At 68.9% G+C, this 16,104-nt stretch carries 16 protein-coding genes; 2 read left to right on the forward strand and 14 right to left on the reverse strand.

Annotated elements, in window-relative coordinates; all coding sequences use genetic code 11:
- Positions 1 to 102: 102 nt before the first annotated feature.
- Positions 103 to 777, reverse strand: coding sequence for an MBL fold metallo-hydrolase (locus H590_RS0103920; RefSeq protein WP_028702536.1), 675 nt, complete (start codon positions 775 to 777; stop codon positions 103 to 105).
- On the opposite strand from H590_RS0103920, the gene H590_RS0103930 reads away from it, so the two are divergent.
- Positions 770 to 2,053 carry a DUF349 domain-containing protein gene (locus tag H590_RS0103930; RefSeq protein ID WP_036980929.1) on the forward strand — a complete coding sequence of 428 codons (1,284 nt, stop codon included), beginning with the start codon at positions 770 to 772 and terminating at the stop codon, positions 2,051 to 2,053. The genes H590_RS0103920 and H590_RS0103930 overlap by 8 nt on opposite strands.
- Positions 2,054 to 2,062: 9 nt before the next feature.
- Here the strand turns inward: H590_RS0103930 and thrC are convergent, their stop codons facing one another.
- The 13 genes from thrC to H590_RS19065 all read right to left on the reverse strand — a co-directional run bounded on the left by thrC (position 2,063) and on the right by H590_RS19065 (position 15,780).
- Positions 2,063 to 3,496 carry a threonine synthase gene (gene thrC, locus H590_RS0103935; protein WP_028702539.1) on the reverse strand — a complete coding sequence of 478 codons (1,434 nt, stop codon included), beginning with the start codon at positions 3,494 to 3,496 and terminating at the stop codon, positions 2,063 to 2,065.
- Between the two features lie 77 nt (positions 3,497 to 3,573).
- Positions 3,574 to 5,898, reverse strand: coding sequence for a RelA/SpoT family protein (locus H590_RS0103940; RefSeq protein WP_028702540.1), 2,325 nt, complete (start codon positions 5,896 to 5,898; stop codon positions 3,574 to 3,576).
- 54 nt (positions 5,899 to 5,952) lie between these two features.
- On the reverse strand, positions 5,953 to 7,038 hold the full coding sequence (locus H590_RS0103945) for a potassium channel family protein (protein WP_028702541.1): 1,086 nt from the start codon (positions 7,036 to 7,038) through the stop codon (positions 5,953 to 5,955).
- A gap of 13 nt (positions 7,039 to 7,051) precedes the next feature.
- The gene (locus tag H590_RS0103950; protein ID WP_028702542.1) at positions 7,052 to 7,588 is read right to left on the reverse strand and encodes an adenine phosphoribosyltransferase; all 537 of its coding nucleotides are present in this window, start codon (positions 7,586 to 7,588) and stop codon (positions 7,052 to 7,054) included.
- Positions 7,585 to 8,724 (reverse strand): protein translocase subunit SecF, encoded by a 1,140-nt coding sequence (gene secF / locus H590_RS0103955; protein WP_051238149.1) that lies wholly within the window; start codon positions 8,722 to 8,724, stop codon positions 7,585 to 7,587. Before secF ends, H590_RS0103950 begins: the two co-directional genes overlap by 4 nt.
- A gap of 1 nt (position 8,725) precedes the next feature.
- The gene (secD, locus tag H590_RS0103960; protein ID WP_028702544.1) at positions 8,726 to 10,387 is read right to left on the reverse strand and encodes a protein translocase subunit SecD; all 1,662 of its coding nucleotides are present in this window, start codon (positions 10,385 to 10,387) and stop codon (positions 8,726 to 8,728) included.
- Positions 10,388 to 10,521: 134 nt separating this feature from the next.
- On the reverse strand, positions 10,522 to 10,983 hold the full coding sequence (gene yajC / locus H590_RS14775; protein WP_051238150.1) for a preprotein translocase subunit YajC: 462 nt from the start codon (positions 10,981 to 10,983) through the stop codon (positions 10,522 to 10,524).
- A gap of 108 nt (positions 10,984 to 11,091) precedes the next feature.
- Positions 11,092 to 12,135, reverse strand: a complete 1,044-nt coding sequence (ruvB, locus tag H590_RS0103970) for a Holliday junction branch migration DNA helicase RuvB (protein ID WP_028702545.1) — start codon at positions 12,133 to 12,135, stop codon at positions 11,092 to 11,094.
- 100 nt (positions 12,136 to 12,235) lie between these two features.
- Positions 12,236 to 12,850 carry a Holliday junction branch migration protein RuvA gene (ruvA, locus tag H590_RS0103975; protein WP_028702546.1) on the reverse strand — a complete coding sequence of 205 codons (615 nt, stop codon included), beginning with the start codon at positions 12,848 to 12,850 and terminating at the stop codon, positions 12,236 to 12,238.
- The gene (gene ruvC, locus H590_RS0103980) at positions 12,847 to 13,395 is read right to left on the reverse strand and encodes a crossover junction endodeoxyribonuclease RuvC (protein WP_028702547.1); all 549 of its coding nucleotides are present in this window, start codon (positions 13,393 to 13,395) and stop codon (positions 12,847 to 12,849) included. The genes ruvA and ruvC overlap by 4 nt, the downstream gene beginning before the upstream one ends.
- 98 nt (positions 13,396 to 13,493) lie before the next feature.
- Positions 13,494 to 14,291, reverse strand: a complete 798-nt coding sequence (locus H590_RS0103985; protein WP_028702548.1) for a YebC/PmpR family DNA-binding transcriptional regulator — start codon at positions 14,289 to 14,291, stop codon at positions 13,494 to 13,496.
- A gap of 196 nt (positions 14,292 to 14,487) precedes the next feature.
- The gene (gene priA / locus H590_RS0103990) at positions 14,488 to 15,231 is read right to left on the reverse strand and encodes a bifunctional 1-(5-phosphoribosyl)-5-((5-phosphoribosylamino)methylideneamino)imidazole-4-carboxamide isomerase/phosphoribosylanthranilate isomerase PriA (RefSeq protein ID WP_028702549.1); all 744 of its coding nucleotides are present in this window, start codon (positions 15,229 to 15,231) and stop codon (positions 14,488 to 14,490) included.
- 249 nt (positions 15,232 to 15,480) lie between these two features.
- Entirely contained in the window at positions 15,481 to 15,780 is a 300-nt protein-coding gene (locus H590_RS19065) for a transposase (RefSeq protein WP_342663332.1), read from the reverse strand.
- Between the two features lie 27 nt (positions 15,781 to 15,807).
- On the opposite strand from H590_RS19065, the gene H590_RS19070 reads away from it, so the two are divergent.
- A partial coding sequence (locus H590_RS19070; RefSeq protein ID WP_245569815.1) for a hypothetical protein occupies positions 15,808 to 16,104 on the forward strand: 297 nt, incomplete at its 3' end.

The following is a 16,104-nucleotide window of genomic DNA, read 5'->3' on the forward strand; positions in this document are numbered from 1 at the left end:
ATGAGTAGGGGCGGTACGACCTGAGATGGTCAGTCTAGAAGCCGGGATCGTGGATGGCGTCGATGGCCCACGGCCCGGGGTGCCGGCGCAACTGCGGCCGGATCAGCCCAGGCCCTGGAGGTACGGGTTGGTCCTGCGCTCCTGGTCCATCGTGGTCGCCGGTCCGTGACCGGGCAGCAGGTGGGTCCTGTCATCGAGGGCGCCCACCACACGGGCGAGGCTGGTGGCCATCACCGAGGGGTCGCCCTCGGGCATGTCGGTGCGCCCCACCGATCCGGCGAAGACGACGTCCCCCGACATCACGATCGGTCCGTACTGCTCGTCGACCAGTCGGATCATCGAGCATCCCGGGGTGTGACCGGGGGCGTGCAGGAACTGCAGGTCGAAACCGGCCAGCTCGTGGTGGGAGTCGGGAGCCACATCGACGACCTCATCGGGCTCCTCCAGAGTGGTGGTGCCGTAGAACTGCTCGATGAGGGGGGCGGCCTCGGGCATCAGCGCGGCCATCGGGTCCGACAGCAGGTTGCGGTCGTCGACCGGGCACAGCACCGGAATGCGGTAGTCACGGCAGATCTCGCGGGCCGACCCGACATGGTCGATGTGACCGTGGGTCACCGCCACCGCAGCCGGCCGGAGCTGGTGCTCCGACAGCGCCCGGGAAAGCATCTCGAGGGCCCCGACACCGGGGTCGACGACGACGCAGTCGCTTCCGGGTCCGGCCGCCACGAGGTAGCAGTTGGCCTGCCAGGGGCCGGTGACGAAGGAGACGATGAGCACAACCGCCACAATATCGGGCAAGATGGCCCTCATGAGTCAGGTTGCAGGTCCGCAGTCATTCGGTCGAGTCGATGAGGACGGAACCGTCTATGTCCGCACCCCTGATGGGGAGCGGGCCGTTGGGCAGGTCCCGGATGTGTCCGGCGAGGAGGCGATCGCGTTCTTCGTCAGACGCTACAACTCCCTGGAGACGGAGGTGGGATTGCTGGAGTCGAGGTTGAAGTCCGGCCGGTTGTCCCCCGAGAACGCCCGCCAGGCCGCCGCGAAGCTGCGCACATCGATCCTTGAGGCCAACGCGGTGGGCGACCTGGCCTCGCTGGCCGCACGGCTGGACGCGCTGACCCCCGACATCGAGGCCCGCGCCGCCAGCCGCCGCGAGGAGAAGGCCGATGCCCAGGCCAAGGCACGCCAGGCCAAGGAGGAGATGGTCGGCCGGGCAGAGCAGATCGCGGCCGGCACCGACTGGCGCGGCGGGGTCACGAAGTTCCGGAACCTGCTCGACGAGTGGAAGAAGCTCCCCCGGATCGACCGGACCACCGACGACGAGCTGTGGCACCGGTTCTCCAGCGCCAGGACCACCTACACCAGGCGTCGCAAGGCCCAGTTCGCCGAGCAGAACGCGAAACGCGAGGATGCCCGCAAGATCAAGGAGGCCATCATCGAGGAGGCGGCCCCGCTGGCCACCTCCACCGAGTGGGGACCCACCGCGCGGGACTTCCGCGACCTGATGGCCCGCTGGAAGGCCGCCGGCCCGGCGCCCCGCGAGGTCGATGACGCGCTGTGGAAGAAGTTCCGCAAGATCCAGGACACCTTCTTCGACGCCCGGACCGCCGCAATGAGCCAGCAGGATGAGGAGTTCCGGGGCAATCAGGAGGCCAAGGAGACCCTCCTGGAGGCCGCCGAGAAGCAGATCCTGCCGATCAGCGACATCAACGCCGCCAAGGAGCAGTTCCGCTCCTTCCTCGACCGGTTCAACGAGATCGGCAAGGTTCCGCGCGACGCGATCCGCCGGATCGACGCCCGGGTGCGCGACCTGGAGGAGAAGGTCCACTCCGCCGAGCAGGCCGAGTGGAAGCGCACCGATCCTCAGGCCCGCGAGCGGGCCGAGGAGACCGTCACGATGCTCCAGTCCCAGATCGACAAGCTCACCGCCGACGCCGAGAAGGCCGAGGCGGCCGGCAAGGACGCCGACGCCCGCAAGGCCCGCGAGTCCGTCCAGACCTACCAGAGCTGGCTGGACCAGGCCCGCAAGACCCTGGACGACTTCACCGCCTGACCTGCTGCTTCAGCGGCTGACCCGTTCGGCGATCAGCGCCTTGAGGGTCGCCACGTCGTCGGGCATCTCGACGACGTGGCGGGGCCGGTCCTCCAGCCCGTCGAACCGGGCGGGGCGCTCGGGACGGCGTCCCACCGCCTCCTCGATGGTGGCGGCGAACTTCACCGGCAGGGCCGTCTCCAGCACGATCATCGGCACCCCCGGCTGGACGTGCCGACGGGCCACCGTCACCGCATCGGCGGTGTGCGGGTCGATGAGGACGCCGTCACGACGGTCCACATCGGCGATCGCGGCCAGCCGGTCGGCATGACGCGAGGATCCCGAGACCAGACCGAACCGCTGCCTGAGGGTCTGGAACTCGGGTGTCCCCGACAGGTCGAACATCCCCTCGGCCACCAGCCTGTCGGCGAACAGCTCGCGGACCCTTCCGGCGTCGCGTCCGAGCAGGTCGAAGACGAACCGTTCGAAGTTCGAGGCCTTGGAGATGTCCATGCTGGGCGAGGACGTGGCCCTCGTCTCGGCGGCCGAGCGGACCCGGTAGACGCCGGTGTGGAAGAACTCGTCGAGGACGTCGTTCTCATTGGTGGCCAGCACCAGGGTGTCGATCGGCAGGCCCATCATCCGGGCCACATGGCCGGCCATGATGTCGCCGAAGTTGCCGGTGGGCACCGCGAAGGAGACCGGACCACCGGTGGTCGAGACCCGCAGCCAGGCCGCGACGTAGTACACCACCTGGGCGACCAGCCGGGCCCAGTTGATCGAGTTCACCGCGCCGATCTCGTAGCGGTGCTTGAACGCCAGGTCCGCCGAGACCTCCTTGACCAGGTCCTGGCAGTCGTCGAAGACGCCGTCGACGGCGATGTTGACGATCGACGGGTCGTCCAGACTGAACATCTGGGCCTGCTGGAAGGGGGTCATCCGCCCGGCCGGGGTGAGCATGAAGACCCGGATCCCCGCCAGCCCGCGCATCGCGTACTCGGCGGCCGAACCGGTGTCACCGCTGGTGGCGCCCAGGATCGTCAGCCCCCGACCGCGCCGGCCGAGCTCGAACTCGAAGAGCCGGCCGAGCAGCTGCATGGCGATGTCCTTGAAGGCCGCCGTCGGGCCTCCCGACAGGTGGGCCAGCCACAGGCCGCCGTCCAGCTCGGAGACCGGGACCACCTCGGGGCTGGAGAACACCCCCGGCCCGTAGGCCAGCTCGCACAGCCGACGCAGGTCGGCGGGGTCGATCCCGTCGATGAACAGGGACAGCACCGCCTGGGCCAGCCCCGGGTAGCCCTCGGTGGCCAGGACATGCCGCCACCGGTCGAGGGTCTGGTCGTCGGCCTGCGGGTAGTTCTGCGGCAGGTAGAGGCCCCCGTCGGGGGCCAGCCCCTCCAGGAGGATGTCCCAGAATCCGGGCCGGGGGTCGTCGGGCAGTCCGCGGGTGGAGAGATAACGCACGTCGCAAACCCTACCCACCCGGCCGGAGTGCCCGCCCCTCGCTCAGGACGTGGCCCCGATCGCGACGGGTCCCGCGATCAGGACTTGACGCGGAAGACGTCGTAGACACCGGAGATCCGGCGGATCGACTCGACCAGGTGCTTGAGATGGGTGGGATCGGGTGACTCGAAGGTGAGCTTGAGCCGAGCCAGATGGTTCTTCGAGGCGCTGACATTGGCCGACAGGATCGAGACCCCCTGCTCGGCGAGGATCTTCGAGGTGTCGAAGAGCAGACCGGAGCGGTCCAACCCCTCCACCTGGACGGTGACGACATACCCCTCGTCGGCCTCCCCGGCCCAGGACACCGGGACGATCCGCTCGGGGTACTGGAGCAGGTGTTTGGCGTTGCTGCAGTCGGTGCGGTGCACCGAGACCCCGTCGGAGCGGGTCACGAAGCCCATGATGGCGTCGCCGGGCAGCGGGGTGCAGCAGCGGGCCAGCTTCACCAGCATGTCGGGCTGGCCGTCCACCTCCACACCGGCCTCGGTGTGCCGGCGGTGCGGACGCGCAGCCACCTCGACGGCGGCGTCCTCCTCCTGCTCGGCACGGGTCTCCTCGACCCCTCCGCCCAGTGCGATGAGCCTCTCGACCACCGCCTGGGGGCCGATGTTGTGCTCCCCCACCGCGGCATAGAGGGAGTTGATGTCGCCGACCTTGAGGTCATCGGCGACCGCGGTGAGGTACTCCACGGTGAGCAGCTGCTGGATGTGCATCCGGTTGTGCCGGATCTGCTTGGCGATCGACTCCTTGCCCGCCTCGATGGACTCCTCGCGGCGTTCCCGGGTGAAGTGGGCCTTGATCTTCGAGCGGGCCCGCGGGCTGGTGACGAAGCTCAGCCAGTCGCGGCTCGGCCCGGCGTCGGGGGCGTGGGAGGTCAGCACATCGACCATGTCGCCGTTGGCCAGCTGGGTGTCCAGGGGCACCAGCTTCCCGTTGACCCGGGCGCCGATGCAGTGGTGGCCCACCTCGGTGTGCACCGAGTAGGCGAAGTCGACCGGGGTGGCTCCCTGGGGCAGTGACATCACGTCTCCCCTGGGGGTGAAGACGTAGACCTCGGTGGAGTTGATCTCGAACCTCAGGGAGTCGAGGAACTCGCTGGGGTCGGACTCCTCCCGCGACCACTGGTTGAGGCTGTGCACCCAGGACAGCTCGGCCCCGTCGGGCTGGACCCCCTTGCCCACCGAGTTGGGGTTCTCCTTGTACTTCCAGTGGGCGGCGACACCGTACTCGGCGCGCTGGTGCATCTCGTGGGTGCGGATCTGCAGCTCCACCGGACGCCCGCCGGGCCCCAGCACGGTGGTGTGCAGGGACTGGTACATGTTGTACTTCGGCATCGCGATGTAGTCCTTGAAACGCCCCGGGAGGGGGTTCCACCGGACGTGCATCACACCGAGGGCGGCATAACAGTCGCGGGGGGAGTCCACCAGGATCCGCAGCCCGACCAGGTCGTAGATGTCGGAGAAGTCGCGGCCGCGCACCACCATCTTCTGGTAGATCGAGTAGTAGTGCTTCGGACGTCCGTAGACGGTCGCCCTGATCCCGGCGTCGGCCAGGTCCTGGCGGACGATCTCGATGACCTCCTTGAGCTGCTTCTCCCGCTGCGGGGCCTGCTCGGCGACCAGGTGGACGATCTCGTCGTAGACCTTCGGCTGGGTGGTGGAGAAGGCCAGGTCCTCAAGCTCCCACTTGATGGCGTTGACGCCGAGTCGGTGGGCCAGCGGGGCGAAGATCTCCAGGGTCTCGCGGGCGATCCGGTTCTGCTTGTCGGGGCGAAGGAAGCCGATGGTCCGCATGTTGTGCAGCCGGTCGGCGAGTTTGATCACCAGCACCCGGATGTCGCGGCTCATCGCGATGACCATCTTGCGGATCGTCTCGGCCTTCGCCGAGGAGCCGTACTGCACCTTGTCGAGCTTGGTGACGCCGTCGACCAGCAGGGCGACCTCCTCGCCGAAGTCGGCGGTGAGCTGCTCCATCGTGTACGAGGTGTCCTCGACGGTGTCGTGGAGCAGGCCCGCGCACAGCGTCTGGTCGTCCATCCCGAGCTCGGCGAGGATCATCGCCACCGCCAGCGGGTGGGTGATGTAGGGGTCCCCGGACTTGCGGGTCTGGCCGCGGTGGTAGTGGTCAGCGGTCTCATAGGCCCGTTCCAGCAGGGCGATGTCGGAGCCGGCGTGGGAGGCCAGGACGGTCGAGATGAGGGGATCGAGGACCGCCTGGGCGGGCGCCTTGGGGGCGCGCCAGCGGACGATCCTCTCGCGCATCCTCATTCTGGGCTGCGGCGTCCCCTCGGCAGGCTGGGGACGCACCCGCCCGGTGGCACCGTGTCCGGTGCCGTAGGGCCCGTAGACGCTCTCCTCAGCCACGATGGACCTCCTTGTGCAGCCCGTGGGGTGGGCGCCAGTCTAGTGCCCTCCTTCTCAACTGTGCGGTGGCTGAGGAGTTGCCCGGTGCCGGGTCAGCGCACGGCGAACCACGATCACCGAGTCGCCGGCCTTCAACTTGTCGAGGGTGGGGTCGTAGAAGTTGCGCAGCGTCCCGTTGCGGACCACCGCCAGGACCCTCTCGTTGACGATGTCGGAGGGGCGTGCCCCCACCTCGTTGGCGCTGACCATCCGCTGGATGACCTCCATCCCGTGGGCGCTGGAGATGAGGTCGTCGACCACCTCGCCGACGTGCGGGTTGACGGTGGTCAGGCCCAGCAGTCGTCCCACCGCGTCGGCGGAGGTGACCACCGCATTGGCCCCGGACTCGCGCAGCAGGGGCAGGTTCTCCTCCTCGCGGCCGGCGACCACGATGTGGCAGCGGGCGTTGAGCTGGCGCACGGTGAGGGTGGTGAGGATGGCGGTGTCGTCGCGAGGCAGGGTGATGATCACCTCACGGGCCTTGGCGACCTCGGCGCGGCGCAGCAGGTCGCGGCGGGTGGCGTCCCCCTCGAAGGCGGCCAGTCCGTGCCGGTTGGCCTCGGCGACCGCGGTCCCCTTGGCGTCGATCACGACGATCCGGTCCGAGGGGAGGTCGTGGTTGAGCAGCGTCGTGATGGCGCTGCGTCCCTTGGTGCCATAGCCGATGACGACGGTGTGATTGCGCATATGCCTTCTCCAACTGGCGTCTCGCAGGCCCCGCCGGCCCTCATTGGCGAGCACCTCCAGGGTGGCCCCGACCAGCAGGACCAGGAATCCGATCCTCAGCGGGGTGACGACGATGGCGCTGATGAGCCGCGCCCACGGGGTGAGTGGGGTGATGTCTCCGTAGCCGGTGGTGGTGACGGTGACCGTCGAGTAGTACAGGGCGTCGATGAAGGTGATCGGCTGGTGGGTGACGTTGTCGATGTAGGAGCCCCGGTCGACGTAGACGATGACCGTGCTGATCCCCATCAGGACCAGTGCCAGCAGCGCCCGGCGTCCCAGCTCCACCAGGGGGCTGTGGGCCTTGAAGGGCATGCTCACCATGGCCCGTCGCCTCAACTGGCGACTGGTCTGGTCGAGCGGTTGCTCCTGGGACATGACGGGGCCCCGTTCAGCCCTTCACGATGGCGTGGAAGTGGTCGATGCCGGCATCCTGGAGCACCCGGCGCCCGCCCAGGGCCTCCAGTTCCATCAGCACCGAGACCTGGGCCAGCTCCACCCCGAGCTGGCCGAGCAGTCCGGCGGTGGCGGCCAGGGTGCCGCCGGTGGCGAGGATGTCGTCGACGATCATCACCCGGGAGCCGCTCGGGATGGCGTCCTGGTGGATGGTGAGGGTCTCCCGGCCGTACTCCAGGTCGAAGCTCTTCGAGAAGACCTCGCAGGGCAGCTTGCCCGGCTTGCGGACCGGCACGAAGCCGACCCCCAGGGCCAGTGCCACCGGGGCCGCGAAGACGAATCCGCGGGCCTCGATGCCGACCACCACGTCCAGATCCTCGGGGGCCGCCCGAACCAGCTCCTCGATCGCCGCCGAGAAGCCGTTGGGGCTTCCCAGCAGCGGGGTGATGTCCTTGAAGTCCACCCCGGGCTTCGGGAAGTCGGGAACGGAACGGATCAGACCGGCGATCAGGTCGGCGTTGCTGGCGGTCATTTCTTCCTCTGCGATCGGGTGGTGCGAGGGTTCTGGGACCGGTTCGAGGATCCGGACGGGGCATCGGCCCCCGGGACCGACTCGGGCAGGTCGGCGACGCCGGCCGCCTCGGTCCGGACCGTCTGGGCGCTCACCTTCGGGGCGTCCTGGGCGGCCTTGGCGCGGCGCCGCAGCACCGCCTCGGTGTGTGCGTGAACCTCCGGCTCGCGCTCGCGCAGCTGAGCCAGGATCGGGGTGGCGATGAAGATCGACGAGTAGGCGCCGACGATCATGCCGACGAACAGGGCCAGGCCGAGATCCTCCAGGGGTCCCGAGCCGAGCAGGAAGGCACCGGCGAAGAGCAGCGCGGCCACCGGCAGGACGCCGATGATCGTGGTGTTGATGGACCGGACCAGGACCTGGTTGACGGCCCGGTTGGCTCCCTCGGAGTAGGTGATGTCACGACTGTTCAGATCGGCGGTGTTCTCACGGACCTTGTCGAAGACCACCACCGTGTCGTACAGCGAGTAGCCCAGGATGGTGAGCACCCCGATGAGGGTCGAGGGGGTGACGGTGAAGCCGACCAGGGCGTAGACGCCGACCGTCACGATGATGTCGTGGAGCATGGCGATCACCGCCGAGACCGACATCTTCCACTCGCGGAAGTAGATCCAGATCAGCAGCATCACCAGGACCAGGAACACCGCCAGGGCCTGGAGCCCCTTGTTGGTGATCTGCTGGCCCCACTGGGCGCCGACATTGGAGTAGGTGACCGCACCGGAGTCGGCGTGGGTGGCGCGGGCGAGGGCCTCGCGGATCGTCACCGTCTCGGAGGGGCTGAGCGGGCGGGTCTGCACCCGGACGTGGTCAGACCCCACGGTGACGACCTCGGTGCCGTCCAGGTCGGAGACCCCCGAGGAGGTCACCGCCGAGCGCACCGTGTCGGTGGTCCCGGCGCTCACCGCCACCGGGGCGTTGAACTCCACGCCGCCGCGGAAGTCGATACCCAGGTTGAGTCCGCGGACCGCCAGTCCGAGGACGGAGATCGCGATCAGCACCGCGGAGAGGATGTACCAGACCTTGCGCCGTCCGACGAAGGAGTAGGAGATCGCGCCGGTGTACAGCGCGTGGGCGAAGCCGGTCTTGCGCTCAGCCATCTCAGGCCTCCTTCTGGTCGAGGTGGGCAGTGGTGGAAGCCAGGCGGTGAGCGCGTCGGCCCAGCAGCTGGGCCTCGCTGACCCCCATGTGCGCGGGTTCCAGACCCGATCCTCGTCGTCCTCGACCCCAGAACTTGGTCCGGCCGAGGACCAGCATGATCGGATGGGTGAAGAAGAAGCAGATCAGCAGGTCGATCGCGGTGGTCAGCCCCAGGGTGAAGGCGAACCCCTTGACCTGGTCGACCGAGCGGATGAACAGGATGACCGCCGACAGCAGCTGGACGCCGTCGGCCATCGCAATGGTGCCGCGGGCCTTGCGCCACCCGGTGCTCAGCGAGGTGCGCAGGGTGCGGCCCTCGCGTATCTCGTCACGGATCCGTTCGAAGTAGACGATGAAGGAGTCGGCGGTGATGCCGATCGCCACGATGGCGCCGGCGACCCCGGCCAGTGACAGGGTGAATCCCATGGAATCCCCGAGCAGCACGACGGCCGCGTAGGTGAAGGCTCCGGCGATCAGCAGGGAGCTGATCACCACCAGCCCCAGACCGCGGTAGTAGATGATGCAGTAGGCGGCCACCAGCAGCAGGCCGACGAGGCCGGCGATCAGGCCGACCCGCAGCTGCTCGCCACCGAGGGTGGGCGAGACGGTGTCGACGCTGGAGGCGGTGAAGGACAGCGGCAGGGCGCCGTACTTGAGGATGCTGGCCAGTTCGTCGGCCGACTGCTGGGTGAAACTGCCGGAGATCTCCGCCTGGCCGGTGGTGATGGGGCACGACGTGCCCTTGTTGCCGTCCAGCTGGGGGTAGGAGATCACCTTGCCGTCCAGGACCACCGCGAACTGGTTCTGCGGGCTCTGCTTGGAGCACAGGTAGGTCGTCGCGGTGCCGAAGCTCGTCGCACCGATCGAGTTGAAGGTGAGGTTCACGACGTAGGAGACGTTGCCCTCGGGGATGCCGGCGGTGGCCTTGGTGACCAGGGTTCCGGGCAGTGCCACCGGGGAGAGCAGGAACTTCATGTTCCCCTCGCGGTTGCAGGTCACCAGCGCGTCACCGTCCTGAGCGGTGACGTTCTGGCCGCACTTGTGATCGGTGAAGGCCTGCTGATCGGCCTCAGTGGGCTGCCAGGCCTGCGCGGCCTTCACCTGGTTGGCCTGGGCACCGGCGTCGGTGGGCGAGTAGGTCTTCGCCGAGGCCTTCGAGCTGGCCGGGGCGCTGGGCAGCCCGGTGGCGGTGGGAACCACCGTCGAGGGGGCGGTCGGCAGGCCGCTCGGCGCCGGCGCCTGGGCGGTGGATCCGGCCGATCCGCTGGCGGACGGGGTCGCCTGCACCTGCTGCTCGGCGTAGACGAAGCGGAACCCCAGCTGGGCGGTCTGACCGACCATCTCCAGCAGCTTGTCGGAGTTCACATTGGGCGCCGAGACGACGATGTTGCGGTCGCCGGAGGTCTTGACCGAGGACTCCCCCACCCCGAGTGAGTTGACCCGCTGCTGAATAATGTTGCGGGCCTGCTCGAGATTGGCCGATGACGGCGCCTTGCCGTCGCTGGTCCGGGCCGTCAGGGTGATCGTGGTGCCACCCTTGAGGTCCAGGCCGAGCCGCGGGGACCAGGAGTGGGTGGCGGCCATCAACCCGTACATCGCGGCGATGACCACCAGGAAGATGATGAGTGTCCTGCCTGGGTGGGGCTTGCGCTGAGTACTAGCCACGTATCGGAGTCCTTGGTCGGTGGTCAGGAGGCGCAGCCGTCTGGCTGTCGCCTCCTGCGTGAGAGGTGGGTCGGGAGTTCCCGGCCGGAAGACTACTCCGAGGGCTTGTTCTCGGTGGTGGGATCGCCGGTCGCGCTCTGGGCGGCGACCGGATCCCCGGACTCAGCGGCCGCTGACTCAACGGGGGCGGTCTCGACGGGGGCGACCTGCGGTGCGGCGGAGTCCACCGGAGCCGGCTCTGCGGTCTCACCGGCGAAGGAGAACTCCTCGTCGGCGGGACTGACGACCTTGTTGATGGCCTGCTTGACGACGACGATCTCGGCACCGGGGGCGAGCTCGACGATGGCCTGCTTGTCACCGACGTGGGTGAGGGTGCCGAAGATGCCGCTGGTGAGCATCACCCGGGCTCCCTCCACCATCGAGTTCTCCATGTCCTTGCGGGCGGCCTGCTGCTTCTTCATGTTTCGACGCGTGGTGAAACTCATCAGCCCCAGGAAGACGATGAGGATGATGACCATCGGCATGAGGCCGCCAAGGCCGGCGAGGAGTGGCATGTAAAGTCCTTTTCTTGAATCACGATTGCCCCGGACATGGTACCTGTCCGGACCAACGGATTCCTCCCGCGTTCGCTGTGGGGCAGCTGGGAGACGGCCCGAACCGGCTCAGAACAGCCCGGCCTCGCTGGCCGAGGTACTGGAGTCCGAGCGGTCCGGAGGGGTCAGACCCAGATGGGTCCAGGCCCGGTCGGTGGCCACCCGGCCGCGCGGGGTGCGCATCAGGAAGCCCAGTCTCACCAGGAAGGGCTCGGCCACCTCCTCGACGGTCTGCGGCTCCTCCCCCACGCTGATCGCCAGGGTCGACAGGCCGACCGGTCCGCCGCCGAACTTGACGCAGACGGCGTCCAGCACGGCCCGGTCCAGCCGGTCCAGGCCGAGCGGGTCGACCTCGTAGAGGTCCAGGGCGGCAGCGGCGCTGGCCGGGCTCACCGGTCCCGACCCGATGTTGACCTCGGCGTAGTCGCGGACCCGGCGCAGCAGCCGGTTGGCGATCCGCGGCGTCCCCCGGGACCGACCCGCGATGGTGGCCGCGGTGTCGGCCGCCAGGTCCACCCCCAGGACGCCGGCCGAGCGGGTGATGATGTCCTCCAGATCGGCTGGGTCGTAGAACTCCAGCTGGGCGGTGAAGCCGAACCGGTCGCGCAGCGGGCCGGGCAGCAGACCCGCCCGGGTGGTGGCACCGACCAGGGTGAAGGGCGGGATGTCGATCGGGATGGCGGTGGCGCCGGGCCCCTTGCCCACCACCACGTCGACCCGGAAGTCCTCCATCGCCAGGTAGAGCATCTCCTCGGTGGGCTTGGACATCCGGTGGATCTCGTCGAGGAAGAACACCTCGCCGGGAACCAGCGAGGAGAGGATGGCGGCCAGGTCGCCGGCGTGCTGGATCGCCGGACCCGAGGAGATCCGGATCGGAGCACCCATCTCGGCGGCGATGATCATCGCCAGGGTGGTCTTGCCCAGCCCGGGGGGTCCCGACAGCAGGACATGGTCGGGGGTGGTCTGGCGTGCCCGGGCGGCCTCCAGCACCAGTCCCAGCTGGTTGGAGACCCGTGGCTGGCCGCGGAAATCGGCCAGTGCACCGGGCCGAAGAGCAGCCTCCTCGGCCTTCTCGGGTGGCTCGGCCCAGGGATCGACCGGCGAGTTCTCCATTACCCCTCTTCCTCCTCAGGCGGCCGCAGCGGGCCGCTCAGAGATCACGATAGTCAACGACACCGACACTCCCCCGGCGTGCTGGGGCCGGCCGGGCGGCTCAGCTGGCGAGGCTTCTGAGGGCCGCCCTCATGAGGACCCCGATCGAGACGTCGGGATCCTCGGTGCGCATCCCGGCCACCGACTCGGCGGCCCGTTCGGCGTCGCGGGTCGACCAGCCCAGACCGGTGAGTCCGTCGACCACCTGTTCCCGCCAGGGTTCGGCGCCCGGCACCGCGGCCGGGGCTCCTCCGGCGGCAGCGGCCCCCGAGGAGATCATCGGGGCGCGGTCCTTGAGCTCCAGGATGAGCTTTGCGGCGCCCTTGCGTCCGATACCGGGCACCCGGCACAGTGCGGCGGCGTCCTCGCCCGCCAGGGCGGCTGCCAGCTGCTCGGCGTCCAGGACCGACAGCATCGCCATCGCGAGTTTCGGTCCGACCCCCGAGGCGGTCTGGACCAGTTCGAAGGCGTCCCGGTCCGCGGCGGAGACGAACCCGTGCAGGGTCATCGAGTCCTCCCGGACCACCAGGCTGGTCTCCAGGGCCAGCTGGGAGCCGGTCCGGGCGGCGGCCGCGGTGGCCGGCGGGCAGCTCACCCGCAGGCCCACCCCCGAGATGTCCAGCACCACCCAGGTGGGGCCGGCGGTGGAGACGGTGCCGCGAAGATGCGAGATCAACGTGCCAGATCCTTCCATGAACGGGCTCTGCGCCCGGTGACGGCCCGCTGGGCCTCGGCCGCGGCCTGCAGACGCTGGTCGGCCCCGCCGCGCCAGATCTGGCAGATCGCCAGGGCCACCGCGTCGGCGGCGTCGGCGGGTCGGGGGGCCTTGTCCAGGTGCAGGACACGGGCCACCATCAGCCCCACCTGGGACTTGTCGGCCCGACCCGACCCGGAAATCGCCGCCTTGACCTCACTGGGGGTGTGCAGGGCGACCGGAAGTCCGTGCCGGGCCCCCACCACCATCGCCAGCCCGGCGGCCTGTGCGGTGCCGGTCACGGTGGACCTGTTGTGCTGGGCGAAGACCCTCTCGATGGCCACCTGGTCGGGGCGGTAGGTGGTGCACCACTCCTCCAGCTCGTCGTGGATGTGCAGCAACCGGCGGGAGGTGTCCTGGTCAGCCGGGGTGCGGATGACGCCGACCGCCACCAGTCTCAGCTGGCGGCCGTAACCGCCCTCAACCAAGGCCACCCCGCACCGTGTCAGGCCGGGATCGACCCCCATCACCCGCATCAGCCGGCGGTCGGAGGCGGTGACCCGGTTGAGCCTCTGCACCGGCCCGCGCCCGGGCCCACGACCCGGCGAGGGCTCCGGCGTACCGGTCAGTCCTCGTCCTCGTCGATGGCGGCAGCCACCTCGGGGGTGACGTCGGCATTGGAGAAGACGTTCTGGACGTCGTCCAGGTCGTCGACGGCGTCCAGGATCTTGAACAGCTTGCGGGCGTCGTCGACGTCGACGGGCTGCTCGAAGTCGGCGCGGAAGGAGACCTCGGCGGAGTCGTAGTCGATGCCGGCGGCCTGGACGGCCTTGCGGACCTCGACCACCACATTGGGGTCGGAGATGATCTCGAAGGAGTCGCCGTCGTCGACGATGTCCTCGGGCTCGGCCTCCAGGGTGGCCTCGAGCAGGTCGTCCTCGCTGACCGTTCTGGTCACCGTCCGGCGGCCCTCCTCGACGTCATAGCTCTTGGGGACCTCGACGACCCCCTTGCGCTGGAAGAGCCGCTGGACCGACCCGCCGTCGGCCATCGTGCCGCCGTTGCGGGTGACCGCCACCCGCACGTCGGAGACGGCGCGGTTGCGGTTGTCGGTGAGGCACTCGATGAGGATCGCGATCCCGGCCGGGCCGTAGGCCTCGTACATGATCGTCTCGTAGGACACCGCGTCGGAGCCCGCACCGGATCCGCGCTTGACGGCGCGGTTGATGTTGTCATTGGGGACCGAGTTCTTCTTCGCCTTCTGGATGGCGTCGAAGAGGGTCGGGTTGCCCGACGGGTCTCCTCCTCCCACCCGGGCCGAGACCTCGATGCTCTTGACCAGTTTGGCGAACAGCTTGCCGCGCTTGGCGTCGATGGCCGCCTTCTTGTGCTTCGTGGTGGCCCACTTGGAGTGACCGCTCATGGACGCGCCTCCTGATGTCTGAAGTGGATGTGCACAGTTCGATGACTTCGGCGCTGCTGCGGAGCAGCACCCGACTTCGGCACTGCTGCGGAGCAGCACCCGACTTCGGCACTGCTGCGGAGCAGCACCCGAAACCGGCGCGGAATCCTCCCCGCGCGAACGACCCTTTAGTTTACACCGGGGTCTGGAGGGTCGCTCAGACCCGGGCGGACTGCCCCCGGCAGACCGTCATGGCGTCGGGCAGGGTGAAATTGCCCAGGTACAGGGCGGTGCCGACGATCGCGCCCTCGACGCCGATCGGCACCAGTCCGCGCAGCCGACGCAGGTCCTCCAGGGTGGAGATCCCGCCGGAGGCGACCACCTTGCCCTGGGTGCGGGCGCACACCTGACCCAGTAGTTCGTAGTTGGGGCCGGTGAGCATCCCGTCGCTGTTGACGTCGGTGACCACGTAACGGCGGCAGCCGGCCTCCTCCAGGCGGGCCAGCACCTCGAGCAGCCGACCGCCCTCCTGGGTCCAGCCGCGGGCCGCCAGCCGGTCCCCGCGGACGTCCAGGCCGATCGCCACCCGGTCGCCGAACTGGGCCACCGCCTCGTCGCACCACTGCGGGTTCTCCAGGGCGGCGGTGCCGATGTTGACCCGGCTGGCCCCGGCCGCCAGGGCCGCGTCCAGGCTGGCCTGGTCGCGGATACCGCCGGAGACCTCGACATTGATCCCCATCTCGCCTACCACCCGGCGGATCAGTTCGGTGTTCGAACCCCGGCCGAAGGCGGCGTCCAGATCGACCAGATGGATCCACTGGGCTCCCTGGGTCTGCCATCTCCGGGCCGCCTCCAGGGGGTCCCCGAAGACCTTCTGGGTGCCGGCCACCCCTTGCTGGAGCTGGACGGCCTGACCGTCCTGGACGTCGACAGCTGGAAGCAGAATCAGTTCCTCAGTCACGTCTCGACCCTACCAATGGGAGTGGATCGGGCCGGTTCGCGACACATCGCGGCCCGGTGGACGCCACGGACCCGACCGGTGCCGGTCGACTCAGCCCTGATCCACCGTTTTGGGGTGGGCGGGTTGGCTGATCCGGCTGGTGGGCTTGTCGGGGTGGTGTGGGCGTGGGTGGTTCTCCGACCGCTGGTGTCGGCTTGTCCTGTGGGGTCCTCGGGGTTGGGCCCGGGTGGGGCTGGGGCGGGTGGGTGGTCAGGCCGCTTGGGGTGGGCCTGTGCCGGTGGCGTAGGCACACAGGGTCATGAACTCCTGCTGCCAGGGCCAGTGGGTGGGGTAGTGCAGGAAGCGACGCCTGGAGTGGCGGGCGAGGCGGGCGGTAATCATGGTGACCCGGATACGCAGGGTGGACATACGCGCTGTGCTCATGCCCGCCGCGTGGGCGGCGGCCCGGGAGATGTTGAAGGCGAGGACGGCCAACTGGAGCCAAGCGGCGTTGGCGGTGAAGCGGCCTGAGGGCAGGTGGGCCAGGGCGTTGCCCTTCAGCTCGGCCATGACTTGTTCGATGATGGCGTGTCCCCGATGGCGCTCATCGGCTTGAATCATGGGGAGGGGGGAGTTGGTGATGAGGGGGTGGTACCTGTACGTGTCGAAGAGTTCCCCCTGATCCGCATGAGCTGTCGGGTTCAGCCGTTTGACGCGTCGTACGACGAGCCTGCAGGTGACCTGGTCCTCCTTGGGATGGGACGTGAATGCGGTGAAAGGGACTTCTGCGACCTCAGCGTCACTGATCCACTCACCGGTGTCTTCTTCGAAGACGGCGTCGGTGTAGTGGATCCCCACCCAGGCATCTTCGCGGATCGCGCTGATGGCTCGGGT

The sequence above is a fragment of the Acidipropionibacterium jensenii DSM 20535 genome, from assembly GCF_000425285.1.
GTDB classification, from domain to species: domain Bacteria; phylum Actinomycetota; class Actinomycetes; order Propionibacteriales; family Propionibacteriaceae; genus Acidipropionibacterium; species Acidipropionibacterium jensenii.

Coding starts and splice junctions, on each gene's coding strand:
- H590_RS0103985 (WP_028702548.1), bottom strand. CDS start 14,291: ATGAGCGGTCACTCCAAGTGGGCCACCACGAAGCACAAGAAGGCGGCC.
- H590_RS0103930 (WP_036980929.1), top strand. CDS start 770: ATGAGCACAACCGCCACAATATCGGGCAAGATGGCCCTCATGAGTCAG.
- ruvC (WP_028702547.1), bottom strand. CDS start 13,395: ATGGGGGTCGATCCCGGCCTGACACGGTGCGGGGTGGCCTTGGTTGAG.
- secF (WP_051238149.1), bottom strand. CDS start 8,724: ATGGCTGAGCGCAAGACCGGCTTCGCCCACGCGCTGTACACCGGCGCG.
- H590_RS19065 (WP_342663332.1), bottom strand. CDS start 15,780: ATGGCCGAGCTGAAGGGCAACGCCCTGGCCCACCTGCCCTCAGGCCGC.
- H590_RS0103950 (WP_028702542.1), bottom strand. CDS start 7,588: ATGACCGCCAGCAACGCCGACCTGATCGCCGGTCTGATCCGTTCCGTT.
- H590_RS0103945 (WP_028702541.1), bottom strand. CDS start 7,038: ATGTCCCAGGAGCAACCGCTCGACCAGACCAGTCGCCAGTTGAGGCGA.
- ruvB (WP_028702545.1), bottom strand. CDS start 12,135: ATGGAGAACTCGCCGGTCGATCCCTGGGCCGAGCCACCCGAGAAGGCC.
- yajC (WP_051238150.1), bottom strand. CDS start 10,983: ATGCCACTCCTCGCCGGCCTTGGCGGCCTCATGCCGATGGTCATCATC.